Here is a 15,708-nt window from a genome sequence, read left to right as displayed (position 1 = left end):
CTTTTTTGTCGGACGCAATCCGTCTTTGACGACTGTGATTGTCGAAAGCTATCTGTCGGCCTCCTTCAAGGGCCAATGCCTGCCCCCGCGAGAAAAGTGACAGCTCCGCTGAGACAGCCGTTGCTGACCACTGGTAGCGGTTCGCCCACCTCCGAACAGCGCCGCTACGCCGCGTCGATGGACGGTCCCTGATTATCACAGCAGGCTAATTTTTTGGCTCTTGGGCCAAGTGGCGCAAATTTGCACTCGTTTCGAACGCGAAAAGAGAATGCAATATAATTGATAGATTTTGTTATCATGCTTACTCTGTCTGACGAACTGCTTGCGGCACTCAGCGATGATGCCCTTCACTCCCGCGCAAAGAAACATCCGTTTCTTTTCATTCAGACAGGAATTTTCATGACGTCACCATACCGTTCGACATTCACCGCTCGTCTGAAGCGTCATCTTGCAGTTGGTGTCACATTTGGTGTGCTCGCCACCCTGCTCGCAGGGCCTGCCGCGGCGGAAGGAAAGATCCGGATCGCGCAGCAGTTCGGCATCGCCTACCTTATCCTGGATGTTGTTCGCGACCAGGCACTTATCGAAAAGCATGGCAAGGAGGCAGGCGTTGACATCGCTGTCGAATGGGCCAGCATCTCCGGTGCCACCGCGATGAACGAGGCGCTTCTCGCTAACAATCTCGACATCGTCTCCGCAGGCGTGCCCCCGGCGCTGACCCTTTGGGACCGCACCAAGGGCAAACAGGACGTGAAGCTGGTTGCGGCGCTCGGCTCCCTGCCGAACTATCTTCTGACGACCAACCCGGACGTTCACACGCTTAAGGATTTCTCGGACAAGGATCGCATCGCGGTGCCTGCCGCCGGCGTCGGCTTCCAGTCGCGCACGCTGCAGATCGAAGCCGCCAAGCTTTTTGGTCAGGAAAACTTCCAGAAGCTCGACCAGATCTCCATCAGCCTGCCGCATCCTGACGCGACCGCGGCGCTGATATCAGGTGGGACTGAAGTGAATTCGCATTTTTCCTCGGCACCGTTCTACTATCAGGCGCTGCAGGGCAACAAGGCGGTGCACAAGGTCATCAGCTCCTATGACATTCTGGGCGGACCGGCAACCTTCAACGTCCTCTATACCAGCGCTGCTTTCCACGACGAGAATCCGAAGACCTACGCGGCCTTCTACGCCGCATTGCAGGAAGCGGCGAACTGGATCAACGCCAATAAGGAAAAGGCCGCTGACACCTTTATCCGCCAGCAGAAGTCAAAGCTTTCGCCGGCCCTGATCCTGGAGATCATCAACGACCCTGAAAACGATTTCACCATCGTGCCGCAGAACACCTTTGTCTACGCAAGGGAGCTTCACAAACTCGGTGTGCTGAAAAACGAGGCGAGTTCCTGGAAGGACTACTTCTTCACCGAGGCGCATGGCGAGAACGGCGGTTTAGCGCCCTTCTTGAACGTTCACGGTCAGGACCGGACTGCTGCGGCAATCCGGTCCTGACCCGTCACGCTTGATGGAAATGAAGGTAGATGCCATGACTGCGCCCGTCCGGCACGGCGATATTGCGCCTGCCCCGCCGCTGCTGTCCGTGCAGGGGATCACGCTCGAATATCACTCCGCCGGGCGGATCGTTCGTGCCACCCAGAATGTCAGTTTCGATGTCTGGGAGGCCGATCGCTTCATTCTGCTGGGGGCCTCCGGCTGCGGCAAGTCGACCTTGCTGAAGGCGGTCGGCGGTTTTATCGCGCCCCGGGAAGGGCAGATCCTGCTGGATGGGCACCCGGTCCATGGCCCAGGACCGGATCGCATCGTCGTCTTCCAGGAATTCGATCAATTGCCGCCCTGGAAGACGGTGCGCGAGAATGTGGCATTTCCCGTGCGCGTGTCGGGGCGGCTCAATCGGAAGGAAGCCCTGGAGCGTGCCGATCACTATATCGACAAGGTCGGTCTCAGCCGCTTCGCCGATGCTTATCCGAACGCGCTGTCCGGCGGCATGAAACAGCGCGTCGCGATCGCCCGGGCGCTCGCCATGGAGCCGCGCGTGCTGCTGATGGATGAACCCTTCGCAGCACTCGATGCGCTCACCCGCCGTAAGATGCAGGAGGAACTGCTGGCCCTTTGGGAAGACGCGCGTTTCACCCTGCTGTTCGTCACCCATTCGATCGAGGAGGCGCTGGTGGTTGGCAATCGTATTGCGCTTCTCTCACCGCACCCCGGGCGCATGCGGGCTGAAATCAACAGCCATGAATGGGATCTCAAAAGCGGCGGAAGCCCGCAATTCCAAGCAGCGGCAAACCGTATTCACCGGCTTCTCTTCGAAGATGCGGATGCGGTTGGGGGAGCGGTCGATGAGTGACGTTTTGATCACGGGCACACAAACGCCAACTCGACCGGTCCCGCCCGTCCGGCCGGAATACGAACTGCCGCTCGAGCCTTTGGCGGGAGCAACCATCCTGACGGTTCTGCCGTTCTACCAGCGCCTCTGGCAGCGTGCCTGGCTGCGCAAGTGCGTGATCCTGGTCTGTCTGGCTCTGATCTGGGAAATCGCGGCGCGACTTCAAGGCAATGAACTGCTTCTGCCGCCGTTCAGCGCCGCCATAAAGGCCCTTGCGGAGGACACCCTGAACGGTCTCATCCCGAGCCGGGCTCTGAACTCGCTCGAGGTGTTGATCAAGGGCTATGTGGCTGGCGTCGTCCTGGCATTCGTTCTGACATCACTGGCGGTATCCACCCAGGTCGGCCGCGATCTGCTGTCCACCCTGACCTCCATGCTCAATCCCCTGCCGCCGATTGCCTTGCTGCCACTGGCGCTCTTGTGGTTCGGGCTGGGACAGGGGAGCCTGGTCTTCGTGCTGATCCATTCGGTGCTCTGGCCCTTGGCGCTCAACATGTATACCGGCTTCACCGGGGTGCCGGAAACGCTCCGCATGGCCGGCCGCAACTATGGCCTGCGCGGCCTGCGTTACGTCCTCTTGATCCTCGTGCCGGCCGCCCTGCCCTCCATCATCGCCGGCCTAAAGATCGGCTGGGCCTTCGCCTGGCGCACGCTGATCGCCGCCGAGCTTGTGTTTGGCGCCTCTTCCGGTCGCGGCGGGCTGGGCTGGTACATCTTCCAGAACCGCAATGAGCTCTACACAGACCGGGTCTTCGCCGGACTGATCACGGTGATCCTGTTCGGTCTTCTGGTCGAAAACGTCCTGTTCCGTCAGCTTGAGAAGCGGACAGTGATCAAATGGGGAATGACGCGCTAGCGTCATAAGGACAGGCAAGAATGACAGCAGGACAGAAATATGTGGTCGGGATCACCGACCACATGATCGGAAAGCCGGATCTCGAAGCGGACGTGCTCGGGCCAGACGTCGAGATCGACTTCTTCGCCAGCACCGACGCATCCGCCCTCACCCCCGATCGTCTGGCAAGGCTCGATGCCCTGATGGTCTGGGGCGCTCGGCTGCAGGCGCCAACCATCGCGCATCTCACGCGCTGCAAGGGCGTCGTGCGCTATGGCGTCGGTTACGAGAAGATAGACCTTGCGGCGCTTGCCGCTGCAGGCATTCCCTTTGCCAACAATCCGGACTACGGCACCGAAGAGGTCGCCGATCACGCGCTTGCCATGATCCTGAGCCTGCACCGGCGCCTCTGGGAGCACGATCACCGATCCAGGGGACATGCCGCGGGATGGCAGGTCCATAGCCTGAAGCCCCTTGCCCGTTCCAACCGGGCGACAGTCGGGGTCGTCGGCGTCGGCCGGATCGGAACGGCCGTCGTGAACCGGCTCAAGCCCTTTGGCTTCCGCATTCTCGGCTATGACCCAGGACAGCCGCCGGGACATGAGAAGGCGATTGGCTACGAACGCCCCGAACGGCTGGATGAACTCTTCTCTCAAGCCGATATCGTCACACTCCATTGCCCGGCAAACGCTGTGACGCGCGGCATCCTGAATGCTGACGGCCTTGCTCGGCTCAAGCCGGGGTCCATTATCGTCAACACGGCCCGCGGCGAGTTGATCCCCGATCTCGACGCTTTGGAGCAGTCCCTGCGCAGCGGCCATATCGCCGCCGCCGCCATCGACACGCTGATCCAGGAACCGCCCGGCGACCATTCCTTGTTGACGGCGTGGCGCAACCGCGAGGATTGGCTCGCAGGACGGCTGGTGATCACGCCGCACAATGCCTTCTACTCCGACCACGCGGCCATCGAAATGCGCCGGAATGCGGCGAAGACGGTCAGAATTCTGCTGGATGAGGGCAGGCTGCGCAATCAAATCACGGATGAATCATGATGGGTTCGGATTTTCTCTGGTACATTCCCAACGACACCCAATCGGGTCACCGAGGCGATGTGGCCGATCCCGATCACAATAGCCTCGATACGCTGACGGCCCAGGCGAAAGCCATGGAAACCCATGGCTGGAAGGGCGCCTTGATCGGCACCGGGTGGGGGCGGCCCGATACATTCACGGTCGCAACCGCGCTGGTCGCCCGCACGACGACGTTCGAGCCTTTGATCGCGGTGCGGCCCGGCTACTGGAAACCGGCGAATTTCGCCGCCGCCGCCGCAACGCTTGACCATCTGAGCAACGGCCGCGTGCGTGTCAATGTCGTGTCCGGTCCTGACGAGCTCGCCGCCTATGGCGACAAGGAAGGCGATCAGACGCAGCGCTATGCCCGCACCAGGGAGTTCATGCGGCTCGTCCGCCGACTTTGGACGGAAGAGAACGTGACCTTCGCCGGCGAGCATTTTCAGGTGGCCGGCTCCACGGTGCAGCCGCGCCTCGCCCAGATCGGCGACCGCCGCCATCCCCGGCTGTATTTCGGCGGAGCCTCGGAAGCCGCCGAGCGTGTTGCCGCCACCGAAGCCGACGTGCAACTCTTCTGGGGCGAGCCGCTGGAGGGTGTGCGCGAGCGCATCGAGCGGTTGAAGGCCCTCAGCGCAACGCTTGATCGTGATCTGCCGCCCCTGGAATTCGGCCTGAGGATCACGACGCTCGTTCGCGGTACGTCGCAACAGGCCTGGGCGGATGCGGAAGCGAAGGTCGCCAGGATGGCCGAGGGATCGGCCGGCAGTTGGCAGGATCATCGCCATGGCGTGGCAGTCGGCCAGCGGCGCCTTCTGGATTTGAGCCGCCAGGGCGACGTTCTGGATGATAACCTTTATACAGCGCCCGGCAAGTACGGTGGCGGTGGTGCAGGAACGACCTGGCTGGTCGGCTCGGCCGAAGAGGTTGCCCGCGCACTGCGCAAGTACGAGGCACTCGGCATCACCCATTTCATACTGTCGGACACGCCCTATTTGGGAGAACTCGAGCGCCAGGGCAGCGAGTTGCTGCCGCTTATGGAATGAGGAAGGCAAGCGTTGAAGAAATTGGTAGCGGGCGCCATGAACGTGTCTTTGAATTCTCAGCAGGAGGCGGCCCTGCTCGCCGCCCTCGGTGGACGCTGCATTGTGCTCATCGGCATGATGGGCTCGGGCAAGACCTCGGTCGGCCGGCTGTTCGCTGCGCGGCTAGGGCTTGATTTTGCCGACGCCGATGCCGAAATCGAAGCCGCGCACCGCACGACGATCCCGCACATCTTCGCCCGGCACGGCGAGGCCTATTTTCGCGACGACGAGCGCCGGGTGCTTGCGAGGCTCCTGGCCGAAGGGCCGAAAGTTGTGGCAACCGGTGGCGGCGCCTTCATGAATGCCGAGACCCGCGCGCAGATTTCAGAGCAGGGGGTGTCGATATGGCTGAAAGCCGATTTCGACGTGTTGATCCGCCGCGTGCGCCGGCATGCCAACCGGCCGCTGTTGCAAACGCCCGATCCCGAATGCGCCCTGCGCAAATTGATCGATGACCGTTACCCAACTTATGCTCTGGCCGACGTGACGGTGGTGTCCGATAACGGCCCGCGCGAAATGGTCGCGGCAAAAACGATGCAGGCTCTGATGTCCTATTTGAAAATTTACCCCGTACCGCAATCCGGCCCGCAAGATAGTATTTCATGAACAAGGTGCGGGTCGATCTCGGATAGCGCTGCCTCCATACAGCCTGCGCGATCGTTGCTGACGGTCATGCGGCACATCATCCCGACAGCTTTGAGCCAGAGTCTAGATGCGGTCGGCATCAGGCATTTGGTCGGCGTCTCGTATCGCCGGGCGAAACTCCAAGGGCTACGAACACTTCGCCCCGGTCTGCGACCGGTAGCGTGACAACACGCAAACGTTTCCCCCTGCATTAGCAGAGATTTGTCCGAGCCTGCACTGCAGCCGAAGCCTTAGTTTGCCTTGAAGGGAGTCGAACCTTCGACCCCTTCATTGTTTAACACTAATTGGCCCAAAAACGCGTCACCCGTTCTTGGCGACCTCCCTCACTTTTTCAATCTAGTAGCACCACTTGTGCACCGCCAGAGCGATCGCCTTCGTGCAGTCGACGAGGTCGCGAACCGAGACTCGCTCGTTCGGCTGGTGCGCCTGCGCTGGATCGCCGGGTCCGAAATTCACGGTCGGCGTGTTGCCGAGACCGGTCGGTAGACCGATGTCGCTATGGGCGCCGAAGCCGGAGAGCTTCGGCGACAGGTTGGCCGTCTCCACCGCCTGCTGGAAGATCGACACGAACGGGCTATCGGCAGGAATCTCGGCGCAATCGGCATCGAGAATCCATTCGACGCGGGCGGGATGCTCGCGCAGATAGGGATCCGCCTGGCAGACGTTGCGGACGTGTTCCTCGATCTCGCGCTTCACATGACCGCCGAGGGCGAACTCGTCCTTCTCGCTCGGCAGATACTGTGCGTCGATGATGATCTCGGCGCGGCCGGCCATTGAGGACGGATGCTCGCCTGCAGTCATCTGGGTGACAATGATCTGGTTGGGCAGATCCATAAGCGGATGGTTCTTCTTCGGGTCGAACATCCAGCGACGGTTGAGGATGTCGATGCCGTCGAGCATCTGGCGGCAAAGCTGCACGGCGTCGACCGGCCCGCTGGTGTACCAGGCATTCGGCGTCAGCTCGGCATGGCCGCCGATCCCGTCGATGATGATTTTACCCCAGAGGATGCCATGGCAGAGCGGCGCGATGCGGTTGGCGGTCGGCTCCGTCATGATGCCGGCATCGGCCTTGAAGCCGCGATCGACCATGGCGAGCGAACCCATGCCGCCGATTTCCTCGTCCACCACGGTGGTGAAGACGACATCGCCCTTCAGTTCGACGCCCATCTCCTTGAGAATTTCGACCGCCATCAGCATGCAGGCGACACCGCCCTTCATGTCTACGGTACCGCGGCCATGCAGGAAGCCGTCCTTCAGCACCGGCACGAAGGGATCGGTCGTCCAGTGTTCGGCAGCGCCTGGCGGTACCACGTCGATATGGCCGGTTAGCATGATCGAGCGGCCGTCGCCGGTGCCCTTCAGGGTGCCGCCGAGATTGGGACGCCCCTCGAAGGTGCGGCCCTTGTTGGCACCGGGGCGACCTTCATACTTGGCATAGAGCGCCGGGCCATCCGGATCCCATAGGTCGGTGGTGAAACCGAGGGCTTCCAGCCGCTTCTGCAGATAGAGCTGGCAATCGCGTTCGCCTGGACCGGCTTCCTTCGGGTTCGACTTGACGATCGACGGGAAGGCGACGAGATCGCTCAGCGTCTGGACGATTCGCTCCTGCACCGCCTCGACGCGGTCTGCGATCTGTTCTTCGATGGATGGCATGCTTAACTCCAGCGTTTTGAAAGACGTTCGATGAGCAGGACGGCGATCAGCAGCGCGCCGACGATACCGACCTGCCAGACGGTGTTGACGTTGAGCTGCAGGAGCCCGGTCTTCAGGGTGACGAGCAGGGTGACGGCAGCGATCACCCCCCCCACCCCGCCGATACCGCCGGTTATGGCGACTCCCCCGAGCATCACCGCGGTGAGCGATTCAAGCTCCAGGTTCTGCCCGATATTTGGCCTGGCACTTCCGAGCCAGGCGAGCGACACCAGCCCCGCCAGGCCGGCGAGCAGGCCGCTGAGGCCGTAGACGAGAAGCCGGGCGCGATCGACGGGAATGCCGACAAGGCGTGCCGAGCGCTCGTTGAAGCCCATGGCGAAAAGCCAGCGGCCCCAGGCGCTGTAGAGAAGCAGCACCGCGGCGATGACGAAGACCGGCACGACCAGAGTTACAAACGGCATGGGCAACGACAAGATCATTCCCCGGCCCCAGGGCAGTAGCCAGGTCGGCACGCCCGATTGCGCGCCGCCGCCGGTCAGCGCCAGCGCCATGCCCGAATAGACGAACAGCGTGCCGAGCGTCGCGATCAACGGGAGTATCTTGAGCCGTGTGACCAGAATGCCGTTGAACAGTCCAAGCAGCGTGCCCGCCACGACGCAGGCGACCGGCAGCAACGCGGGCGGCATGCCGGCCTTCACAGCGAGCATGGCCAGAACCACCGACAGCGACACGGTGCCGCCGACCGAAAGGTCGATACCGGCCCCTCCGGCCAGGATGACGAGGCACTGGCCGAGCGAGACCAGCGCGAGGATGGTCGAGAATTGCAGGACGGTTGTGACCGTCGAGGCGCTGAACATCGTCGGCCTGAGCGCCGCGAACAGCAGGATAACGGCGATCCACAGCACGGCGAGCAGAAGCAGGATGCGGCTGGAACCGGATCGTTTCAGAAGGCTTTTCATCGCTGCATCCACCTTGCCTTGAATTCACCCATGCGCGACGCCGGCAGTTCGAGCGCGAGCACACCGATCAGCAGCGCACCGGTCACGACAGGTTGCCAGAGCGACGGCACGCCCATCAGCAGCAAGCCGTTCTGCAGGATGCGCAGGAGGATCACCCCGAGTGCCGTGCCGAGAAGGCTGCAGCGCCCGCCCATGATGCTGGTACCGCCAAGCACGACGGCGGCGATCGCATCGAGCGCCAGGGTGCTGCCGATCGCCATCTCGACATTGCGATAGCTTGCGACGTAGAAGCTTGCCGCAAGGCCGGTCAGGGCACCGCTGATGATGAAAGTGGCGATTCGGACTTTGGTTACCGGCACGCCGGATAGCCGCGCTTTCTCCTCCGAATTTCCGATCGAAAGCAGATGCGGACCGTAAGGCGTGCGGCGAAGCGCCAACCACACCGCCAGATAGGCCAACCCAATCGCAAAGATAGACATGGGAATGCCGAGCACGGTGCTGGACAGGAGCTGGGTGAGACCGGTGGGCAGGCCGGAAAGCCATTGCCCGCCGAGAAGTGCGAAAACTCCCATGCGATAGACGCCGAGGAGGCCGAGCGTACCGACGATCGCCGGCACCCGGCCGAGCACGACAACCAGCGCCGTAAGGAGGCCTATAACCGCACCGGTCACCGGGCCGACAAGCAAAGCCAGCGCCGGCGCAACCGACGCCAGCAGGGCGTGGGCGACGGCGATGGCAGCAAGTCCCATCAGGATGCCGATCGAGACATCGATACTGCCCATGGCGAGCAGCAGGGTCATGCCGAGACCGGCCAGCATCAGCTCGGTGCTGTTGCGGGCGATTGTCGTGGCATTGCCTGCCGTCGCGAAATAGGGTGACGCGACAGAAAAGACGATCGTGGCGAGAATGACCGCGCCAAGCAGCGCCCATTCACGTCCGCCGATGGCGAGAAGTCGTGGACTCGACTGTCGCATCACAGACTTTACCCGCCCTTAGAAGTCGAACTTGTCGACATTGTCGGCGGTAAAGACGGCTGGAGGACCGAGCAGCAGAATGCCGCTATCGGCATTGTAAGTGACCGGCGAGGTGAAGCCCTTCACGGTGTTTTCAGCAGCGAAAGGCTTGCCGTCGATCAGCTGCTTGCCGGCCCAGACCGTCAGGTAGCCGAGCTGCGCCGGATCCCAGAGCACCGAGAAGCCGAAGGAGCCGCTCTTGATATAGGAGCGGGCGGTGTTCGGGCTGCAATAACCGGTGCCGACGACGGTGCCGATCTTGCCGGCCGTCTCGATCGCCTGGGCGACGCCCGGGCATGTCGAGGAGGCCACCGCGATGATGCCCTTGATATCCGGGTTCGCGGTCATCAGGTCGCCGGCGATCTGGGCAGCACGCTGGGCCGTGCCGCCGGCATATTGGGGCTCAAGCAGCGTCAGCTTCGGATACTTCTCCTTGGCCTGCTTCTGCATGAAGCCGATCCAGGCATTAAGGTTGGAGGCCGTCGCCTCGCCCGAGACGATGCCGATCTTGGCATCTTCGCCAACGCGCTTGACCAGTTCGTCGATGATCGTGGTGCCGAGGCCCTCGTCGGTCGCCTGCGCGACATAGACGGCACGACCGCTATCGGGCGCATCGCTGTCGCTGGTGAAGAGCTTGACGCCCTTCGCCTTGGCGGCTTCGACGACCGGTGCGATGGCGGATGCGTCGAGCACGCTGACCGATACGGCGTTGACGCCCTGATCGATCAGGTTCTGGACGATCTGCAGCTGGTCGACAGGGTTGGTGTCGACCGGGCCGGAATAGATGAAGTCGACGCCGAGATCTTGTGCCGCGCGCTTGCCGCCGGCCTCCATGGCGTTGAAGTAGGGGATGCCGATCAGCTGGGGCACGAAGGCAACCTTCGGCTTGTCCTGCGCGAAGGCGGAAGAGCCAAGCGCCAGCGTCAATGCGGATATGATTAGAACTGTCTTGATTTTCGGAAACATAGGGAGCCTCTCTGGAGCAAGTGACGCGCTTTATTGATTGTTTTGTTCAAGCGCCCGCACGTCGGGATGAGCGCCTGTGATGAGGGAGACGATTTCTTCGGGATTGGTCTCTTCCTTCCGCCGCTCGGCGACCTTTCGGCCACGGCGGAAGACGACCATGCGGTCGGCGACCTCGAACACATCGGCAATGTTGTGGCTGATCAGCACGACCGCGCAGCCGCGTTCGGCAAGCTTGCGGGTAAGCTGCAGCACTTTGCGGGTTTCGGCGACGGCAAGCGCCGCCGTCGGTTCGTCCATGATGACGAGCCGGGCATTGAGATTGAGCGCCCGACAGATCGCGACCGCCTGCCGCTGACCGCCCGAAAGACTGCCGACAGGCGCTTCCGGATCGGAAATATGGGCATCGAGTTCGTACAGCAGGCCGTCCACCTTTTCGCGCATCGCCTTGCGCTTCAGAAACGGAACGCCCAGCACCGAGCGCTTCAGCTCACGCCCGAGAAACACGTTCTCCGAGATCGACAGGTTCTCCGATAAGGCGAGTTCCTGAAAGATCGTCGCGATGCCGGAGCTTGCCGCATCCTTTGGCGAGGCAAACTGCACGGGCTGGCCTTCGACCAGCAATTCGCCGTCGCTCTGGGGATGCGCGCCGGCGAGGATCTTGATGAAGGTGGACTTTCCGGCGCCGTTGTCGCCGAGAAGGGCCAGAACTTCGCCGCCATTGATCTCGAGATCGACACCCTTCAGCGCGGTGAGCGCGCCGAAGCGTTTGGTGATCCCGGTTGCGCGCAGGAATGGAACGGTCATCGTGCTGTCCTTTGCGTTTGCGGCAGGTTCACTTGGGCGTGCCGGCTGTGTTGGCAGCCCAGCGAAAAATGTTCTTCCAGATCGTCGCGTATCCTGCCCAAGCGACGAATTCGTGCGGCACCCAGTGCGGTCCGATATCCGAGGTCCAGGCGACGGTGCGGCCCTGGCCGTAGCTGCCGGTGACGAGCAGCGGATGACCACCTTCCTCTTCCGGAAGCGTAGCCAACACCTCGACGCCATCGCCTTCCCTGGCGACGACCTCGTTGGCACCGAGAAGCAACGGCCATTCGCCGTCGAGGCCTTCGAGGATCGGATGGGTCTTCGGCCCGGTCACGACGGCATGGAAACCGTCCGGAACTTCCACCCGGTCGTCATAGGGAAGGCAGGTGACGGGCAGAGCCTCTTCCACCGGCGTGCGCCGCCAGCGCGCCTTGCCGTCGATGCCCTGGAAGGAGAAATAGCCCCCTGCCATGACGAGCCCGCCGCCGGCCTTCGTCCATTCGCGGATGATCTTCAGGCGATTGGGAACCGGCTTGCCATGCAGCCAGACGGCCGGCGGCAGCTGCAGCGAATTCGCCCCGATGTCGGAAAGCAGGATGACCTGGTATTCGGACAGGCCTTCGAGCGCGAAGGGGAATTTTTCGACGCAGTCATGCGCCGTCATATAGGTGATATCGAACTCGTCGCCCTGCAATGCGGCAACCAGTGGCTCGGCACCGAGATGGAAGGTCACGCTGCCGAACTGGTCGAACCCCTTGTAATGGGTTGCCGAACTGACCCAGCTCTCCCCAACCAGCAAAACCTTCGTCACCATGTCCGTCTCCTTATGCTTTCGATCATGTCGTTTCAGAAAATTACCCGGCCTTCGCCTCGACGGCGGAAAGCAGTGCTTCGAGTTCCTGGGCGTTCGCCGTGCGGGCCTGCGCGCCTTCGGACGTGGTGGTGAGGCTTGCGCCGACCGCCGCATGGCGTGCGGCATCGACCAGCGGCCGTTCATGCAGCCAGAGGCTTAGGAAAATTCCGGCAAACGCATCGCCCGCCCCCGTCGCATCAACCCGACTGACCGGCAGTGCAGGCACCTCGATCGGTGGGCCGCCACTTTTGCGGAAAACGACGGCACCGAATTCACCGAGCGTCAGCACCACGTCGCCGCGCCGTTTCACCCGTGCGATCGTCCGGGTGGCTTCCTCGATCATCGAGGCGAGCGGCGTGCGGATGGAGTAGATTTCGCGCAGCGTGTCGTCGTTGATGAAAGTGAGATCGACCTGTCCGATCAGGCGTTCGAAAGCTTCCGGATTGCGCGACCCTTCCGGCAGACCGGCGGTGTGCAGGCTGACATTCCAGCCGGCTTCATGAAAACGCGCGATCGACGGCATCATCCGCTCGTAGTGAAATCCTTCGATATGGAGGCAGGACCGCACCGGGCCGGGCGCGATATCCATGTTGGCAGTAAGATCGATGTCGCTGAGCTCGAAGGTCTCGTGAATGATCGTGCGGCCGCCATTGGCCTCGATGATCACCATTGCCCGCGGCAGCCGGTTCTTGCCCGGCCGGCGGATCGGCAGCACGTTGACGCCGTGCGCCAGAAGCTCGGCCATGGCCCACTCGCTGTCAGCATCATCGCCGACGGCCGTGGCGAGATCGATCTGCAAGCCGTAGGGCGCCCCGACGGCGGCGGCAGCAACCGCCAGGTTGGCGGCCGGTCCACCAAGCGCCTTGTCGATGTGGCTCGCCGCCACCCGATCGTCGCGATGGGGCAAAACCTGCACCCGGCAGAGATAATCGACGCAGATATGACCGACGACCAGAAGCCGCGGATTGCCCTCGGCAGCCGCGACCTTGCGGGCCGACATCATCGGCAGCGAACGCGCGAAAACGCTCGGCCGATAGGCGAGCTTCTGAATGGTGGCCTGGATTTTCTCGGCGGTTTGGGCTTTGACCGGCACTGTCCCATTGAGGAAATTGGACACGGTACCGACCGAAACACCGGCGGTACGTGCAACATCCGTAATGGTAGGACGGCCTTTTTTCATCATTTCCCCGCCGATTGAAGCGCTTCAAAGCGTATGGGTGGACTGGGCAGCCGTCAAAGAAACATTATTCCAATTTTTCGGACTACACGTCGGAATAATCCGGGACATCCGTTTTCATTAGAACACCTGACTTCAAAAGACCCGAATTGAAAATATTTCAATCCAATTTGATAGGACGTTCAATTGCCCGTTCAGCCAGCGAGAAACGCAGCAGCTGGGCAAGCACCTGGCAGCCGGCGACCACATGTTCGGGTTCGACGAATTCCGCCTCGTCGTGCAAAGCGCCTGAAAGCATCCGCGTACTTTTGAAGCCTCTCGCCTACGCCGCCTTCTCTGTGGCTTGCTGAAGATCGGCGGGAAACGTGCAGGGGGGCATGTCGAAGCTGCGTGTAGTCGAGATGGAACACCCCTGTCGTTCGGACTCTCGCGCGATTGTGGACGTAACCAGTTGTTCGAGTTCATTCAGCCTGTCCGGATCGGGATGACGGATATCGACCGTGCAGCGCGCCTCATCCGGGATGGCGTTCACCGATCCCGGCTCGACCGAAATATGCGCCGACATCTGGACGGTCCATGCCGGCACGCCGGTCACGGATCTCGAGATGGCGCTGCGTGCTGCACTCAGCCACGAACTGGTCGAACAGATCCGTTACCGGACACGCGAGGGCATGAAGATAGCCGTGACGAAGGGCAAGGCAGCCACGCGCCTGTCTTACGGTTATGTTCTTTCTCAGCAGCGTGATGCGAATGGTGACCGGATCAGGGGATTGCGCGATATCGATCCCGTCAAGGCAGAGATCATCCGACGCATTTTCAGGCTCTATGCCGATGGCATGTCGCGGCAGGATATTGCCAGCCTGTTGAATAGCGAAGGACTGGAGGGCCCCGACGGCATTGCCTGGCGTGACACGGCCGTGCGCGGATGGAAGAGCCGCGGGACCGGCATCCTCAACAATGAGAGCTATATCGGACGTATCGTCTGGAACAAACAGCAGTGCCGGAAGAACCCAGGCACAGAGCGCAGGACCGCTCGGCTCAACGACCGGAGCGAATGGATCGTCAAAGAGGTGCCTTCCATACGCATCGTTGGCGACGAACTCTGGAAGGCCGCTCGCGCAAGAGATGAGGAAGTGGCAGCGCAGTATCATTCCGGGGCAACCAACCGTCTCAATGCCACACAGCGGCCGGAATTACGGGCAGCCTATGAAGACTATCTGCGCCGTCAACGGGGATTGAGTGAACGCACGATCATCGATAGCTGGCGGTTTGCGGGGCAGTTCCTCGACTTCCGCTTCCCTGAAGAGACCGATGACCTCGCGAACATATCCGCCGCTGACATCGCCCAGTTCCTGCATGCGCGCGTTGTCCTAAAGGCACCACGCGACAAGACCGTGCCGTCCCACCTGCGAAACTTCTTCCGCTACCTGTTCAAGGCTGGGAAGACAGCCACAAACCTGGCGAACGCCGTGCCGCGTGTGGCGCAGCGGTTCGGAACTCGGCTTCCACGTCATATCTCGCTCGAACAGGTTGAGATGATCCTGGCTGCGGTGCGCGACACGGCACCATCCACCTTACGCAACTAAGCGATGGTGCTGTTGATGGCGCGCCTCGCTTTGCGTCCTCAAGAGGTCGTCTCCATGCAGATCGACGATATCGACTGGCGCTCTGGCGAAATCCTCATCCGTGGGAAAGGCGACAGGCACGACAGATTGCCGCTGCTGCCCGAAGTCGGAAAATCGCTGGCGGAATACATCAAGCTTGAGCGGGTGACCACGTCTCGATCTCTGTTTGTAATCAACCGAGCGCCGCACCACCCGTTCAAGGATGCGCAAGTTCTAAATCAGATCCTGCGCAAGGCCTACGAACACACGGGGTTAAAGCCACCGGCACCCTATGTCGGCGCCCAGATCTTGCGCCACAGTCTGGCGACCAATCTGGTTCGGAATGGCGCTTCTCTGGAGGAAATCAGCGACACGCTGCGCCATCGCTCCGGTGCGACCCCTATGATTTACGCAAGGCTTGATGTCGAGGGTCTGCGCACCATTGCTCAGCCGTGGCCGACCACAGGAGGTGCAGCATGAGCACGCTGTCTCAAGAGCTGGATCGCTATCTTTCCGTCCGCCGCGGCGTAGGACCGATCGACATTCACCAACTCCAGATCATGATTGCGGCGAGATGGATTAATCCTGTGAAGTGAATGGTCCTTCGTTCATAGCGCGTGGCGAAACGGCGAAAGTGTTTGAGGCGGTTGAAGCA

The 15,708-nt window shown here is 61.7% G+C and carries 16 protein-coding genes; 8 read left to right on the top strand and 8 right to left on the bottom strand.

Going from position 1 to position 15,708, the window contains the following annotated elements; translation table 11 throughout:
* Positions 1 to 399 precede the first annotated feature (399 nt).
* From HGO38_RS15810 to HGO38_RS15785, 6 genes are read left to right on the top strand one after another with little or no spacing between them, the layout of a single operon-like run.
* The gene (locus tag HGO38_RS15810) at positions 400 to 1,497 is read left to right on the top strand and encodes an ABC transporter substrate-binding protein (protein ID WP_250956865.1); all 1,098 of its coding nucleotides are present in this window, start codon (positions 400 to 402) and stop codon (positions 1,495 to 1,497) included.
* Positions 1,498 to 1,531: 34 nt separating this feature from the next.
* Positions 1,532 to 2,353: an ABC transporter ATP-binding protein gene (locus HGO38_RS15805; RefSeq protein WP_250956864.1), complete on the top strand. Its 822-nt coding sequence runs from the start codon at positions 1,532 to 1,534 to the stop codon at positions 2,351 to 2,353.
* Positions 2,346 to 3,248 (top strand): ABC transporter permease, encoded by a 903-nt coding sequence (locus HGO38_RS15800; protein ID WP_250956863.1) that lies wholly within the window; start codon positions 2,346 to 2,348, stop codon positions 3,246 to 3,248. Before HGO38_RS15805 ends, HGO38_RS15800 begins: the two co-directional genes overlap by 8 nt.
* A gap of 20 nt (positions 3,249 to 3,268) precedes the next feature.
* Positions 3,269 to 4,279: a C-terminal binding protein gene (locus tag HGO38_RS15795; protein ID WP_250956862.1), complete on the top strand. Its 1,011-nt coding sequence runs from the start codon at positions 3,269 to 3,271 to the stop codon at positions 4,277 to 4,279.
* On the top strand, positions 4,276 to 5,340 hold the full coding sequence (locus tag HGO38_RS15790) for an LLM class flavin-dependent oxidoreductase (protein WP_284739438.1): 1,065 nt from the start codon (positions 4,276 to 4,278) through the stop codon (positions 5,338 to 5,340). Before HGO38_RS15795 ends, HGO38_RS15790 begins: the two co-directional genes overlap by 4 nt.
* A 12-nt stretch (positions 5,341 to 5,352) precedes the next feature.
* A complete protein-coding gene (locus HGO38_RS15785) occupies positions 5,353 to 5,985 on the top strand; it encodes a shikimate kinase (RefSeq protein WP_352230491.1) in 633 nt (210 codons plus the stop codon).
* Positions 5,986 to 6,360: 375 nt separating this feature from the next.
* On the opposite strand, the gene HGO38_RS15780 is transcribed toward HGO38_RS15785, so the two are convergent.
* The 8 genes from HGO38_RS15780 to HGO38_RS15745 form a co-directional block, all read right to left on the bottom strand.
* Positions 6,361 to 7,677 (bottom strand): M20 family metallopeptidase, encoded by a 1,317-nt coding sequence (locus HGO38_RS15780; RefSeq protein WP_250956861.1) that lies wholly within the window; start codon positions 7,675 to 7,677, stop codon positions 6,361 to 6,363.
* A 2-nt stretch (positions 7,678 to 7,679) separates the two neighbouring features.
* Positions 7,680 to 8,636, bottom strand: a complete 957-nt coding sequence (locus tag HGO38_RS15775) for an ABC transporter permease (RefSeq protein WP_250956860.1) — start codon at positions 8,634 to 8,636, stop codon at positions 7,680 to 7,682.
* Positions 8,633 to 9,610 carry an ABC transporter permease gene (locus tag HGO38_RS15770; RefSeq protein WP_250956859.1) on the bottom strand — a complete coding sequence of 326 codons (978 nt, stop codon included), beginning with the start codon at positions 9,608 to 9,610 and terminating at the stop codon, positions 8,633 to 8,635. The genes HGO38_RS15775 and HGO38_RS15770 overlap by 4 nt, the downstream gene beginning before the upstream one ends.
* Before the next feature lie 18 nt (positions 9,611 to 9,628).
* Complete coding sequence (locus tag HGO38_RS15765; protein WP_250956858.1) at positions 9,629 to 10,615, bottom strand: autoinducer 2 ABC transporter substrate-binding protein; 987 nt, start codon at positions 10,613 to 10,615, stop codon at positions 9,629 to 9,631.
* Positions 10,616 to 10,645: 30 nt separating this feature from the next.
* Positions 10,646 to 11,419, bottom strand: coding sequence for an ATP-binding cassette domain-containing protein (locus HGO38_RS15760; RefSeq protein WP_250956857.1), 774 nt, complete (start codon positions 11,417 to 11,419; stop codon positions 10,646 to 10,648).
* 28 nt (positions 11,420 to 11,447) lie between these two features.
* On the bottom strand, positions 11,448 to 12,233 hold the full coding sequence (locus HGO38_RS15755; protein WP_250956856.1) for a glutamine amidotransferase: 786 nt from the start codon (positions 12,231 to 12,233) through the stop codon (positions 11,448 to 11,450).
* A 40-nt stretch (positions 12,234 to 12,273) separates the two neighbouring features.
* Complete coding sequence (locus HGO38_RS15750; protein WP_250956855.1) at positions 12,274 to 13,452, bottom strand: PfkB family carbohydrate kinase; 1,179 nt, start codon at positions 13,450 to 13,452, stop codon at positions 12,274 to 12,276.
* Positions 13,453 to 13,609: 157 nt separating this feature from the next.
* A complete protein-coding gene (locus HGO38_RS15745) occupies positions 13,610 to 13,747 on the bottom strand; it encodes a hypothetical protein (protein WP_250956854.1) in 138 nt (45 codons plus the stop codon).
* 202 nt (positions 13,748 to 13,949) lie between these two features.
* Here HGO38_RS15745 and HGO38_RS15740 point away from each other — a divergent pair, with 202 nt between their 5' ends.
* Complete coding sequence (locus HGO38_RS15740; protein ID WP_250956853.1) at positions 13,950 to 15,035, top strand: recombinase family protein; 1,086 nt, start codon at positions 13,950 to 13,952, stop codon at positions 15,033 to 15,035.
* A gap of 3 nt (positions 15,036 to 15,038) precedes the next feature.
* Entirely contained in the window at positions 15,039 to 15,533 is a 495-nt protein-coding gene (locus HGO38_RS15735) for a tyrosine-type recombinase/integrase (protein ID WP_284739437.1), read from the top strand.
* Positions 15,534 to 15,708: the final 175 nt, after the last annotated feature.

Source organism: Rhizobium sp. CG5, assembly GCF_023701945.1.
GTDB lineage: Bacteria > Pseudomonadota > Alphaproteobacteria > Rhizobiales > Rhizobiaceae > Allorhizobium.
This window is presented reverse-complemented; position numbering and strand designations above follow the sequence as displayed.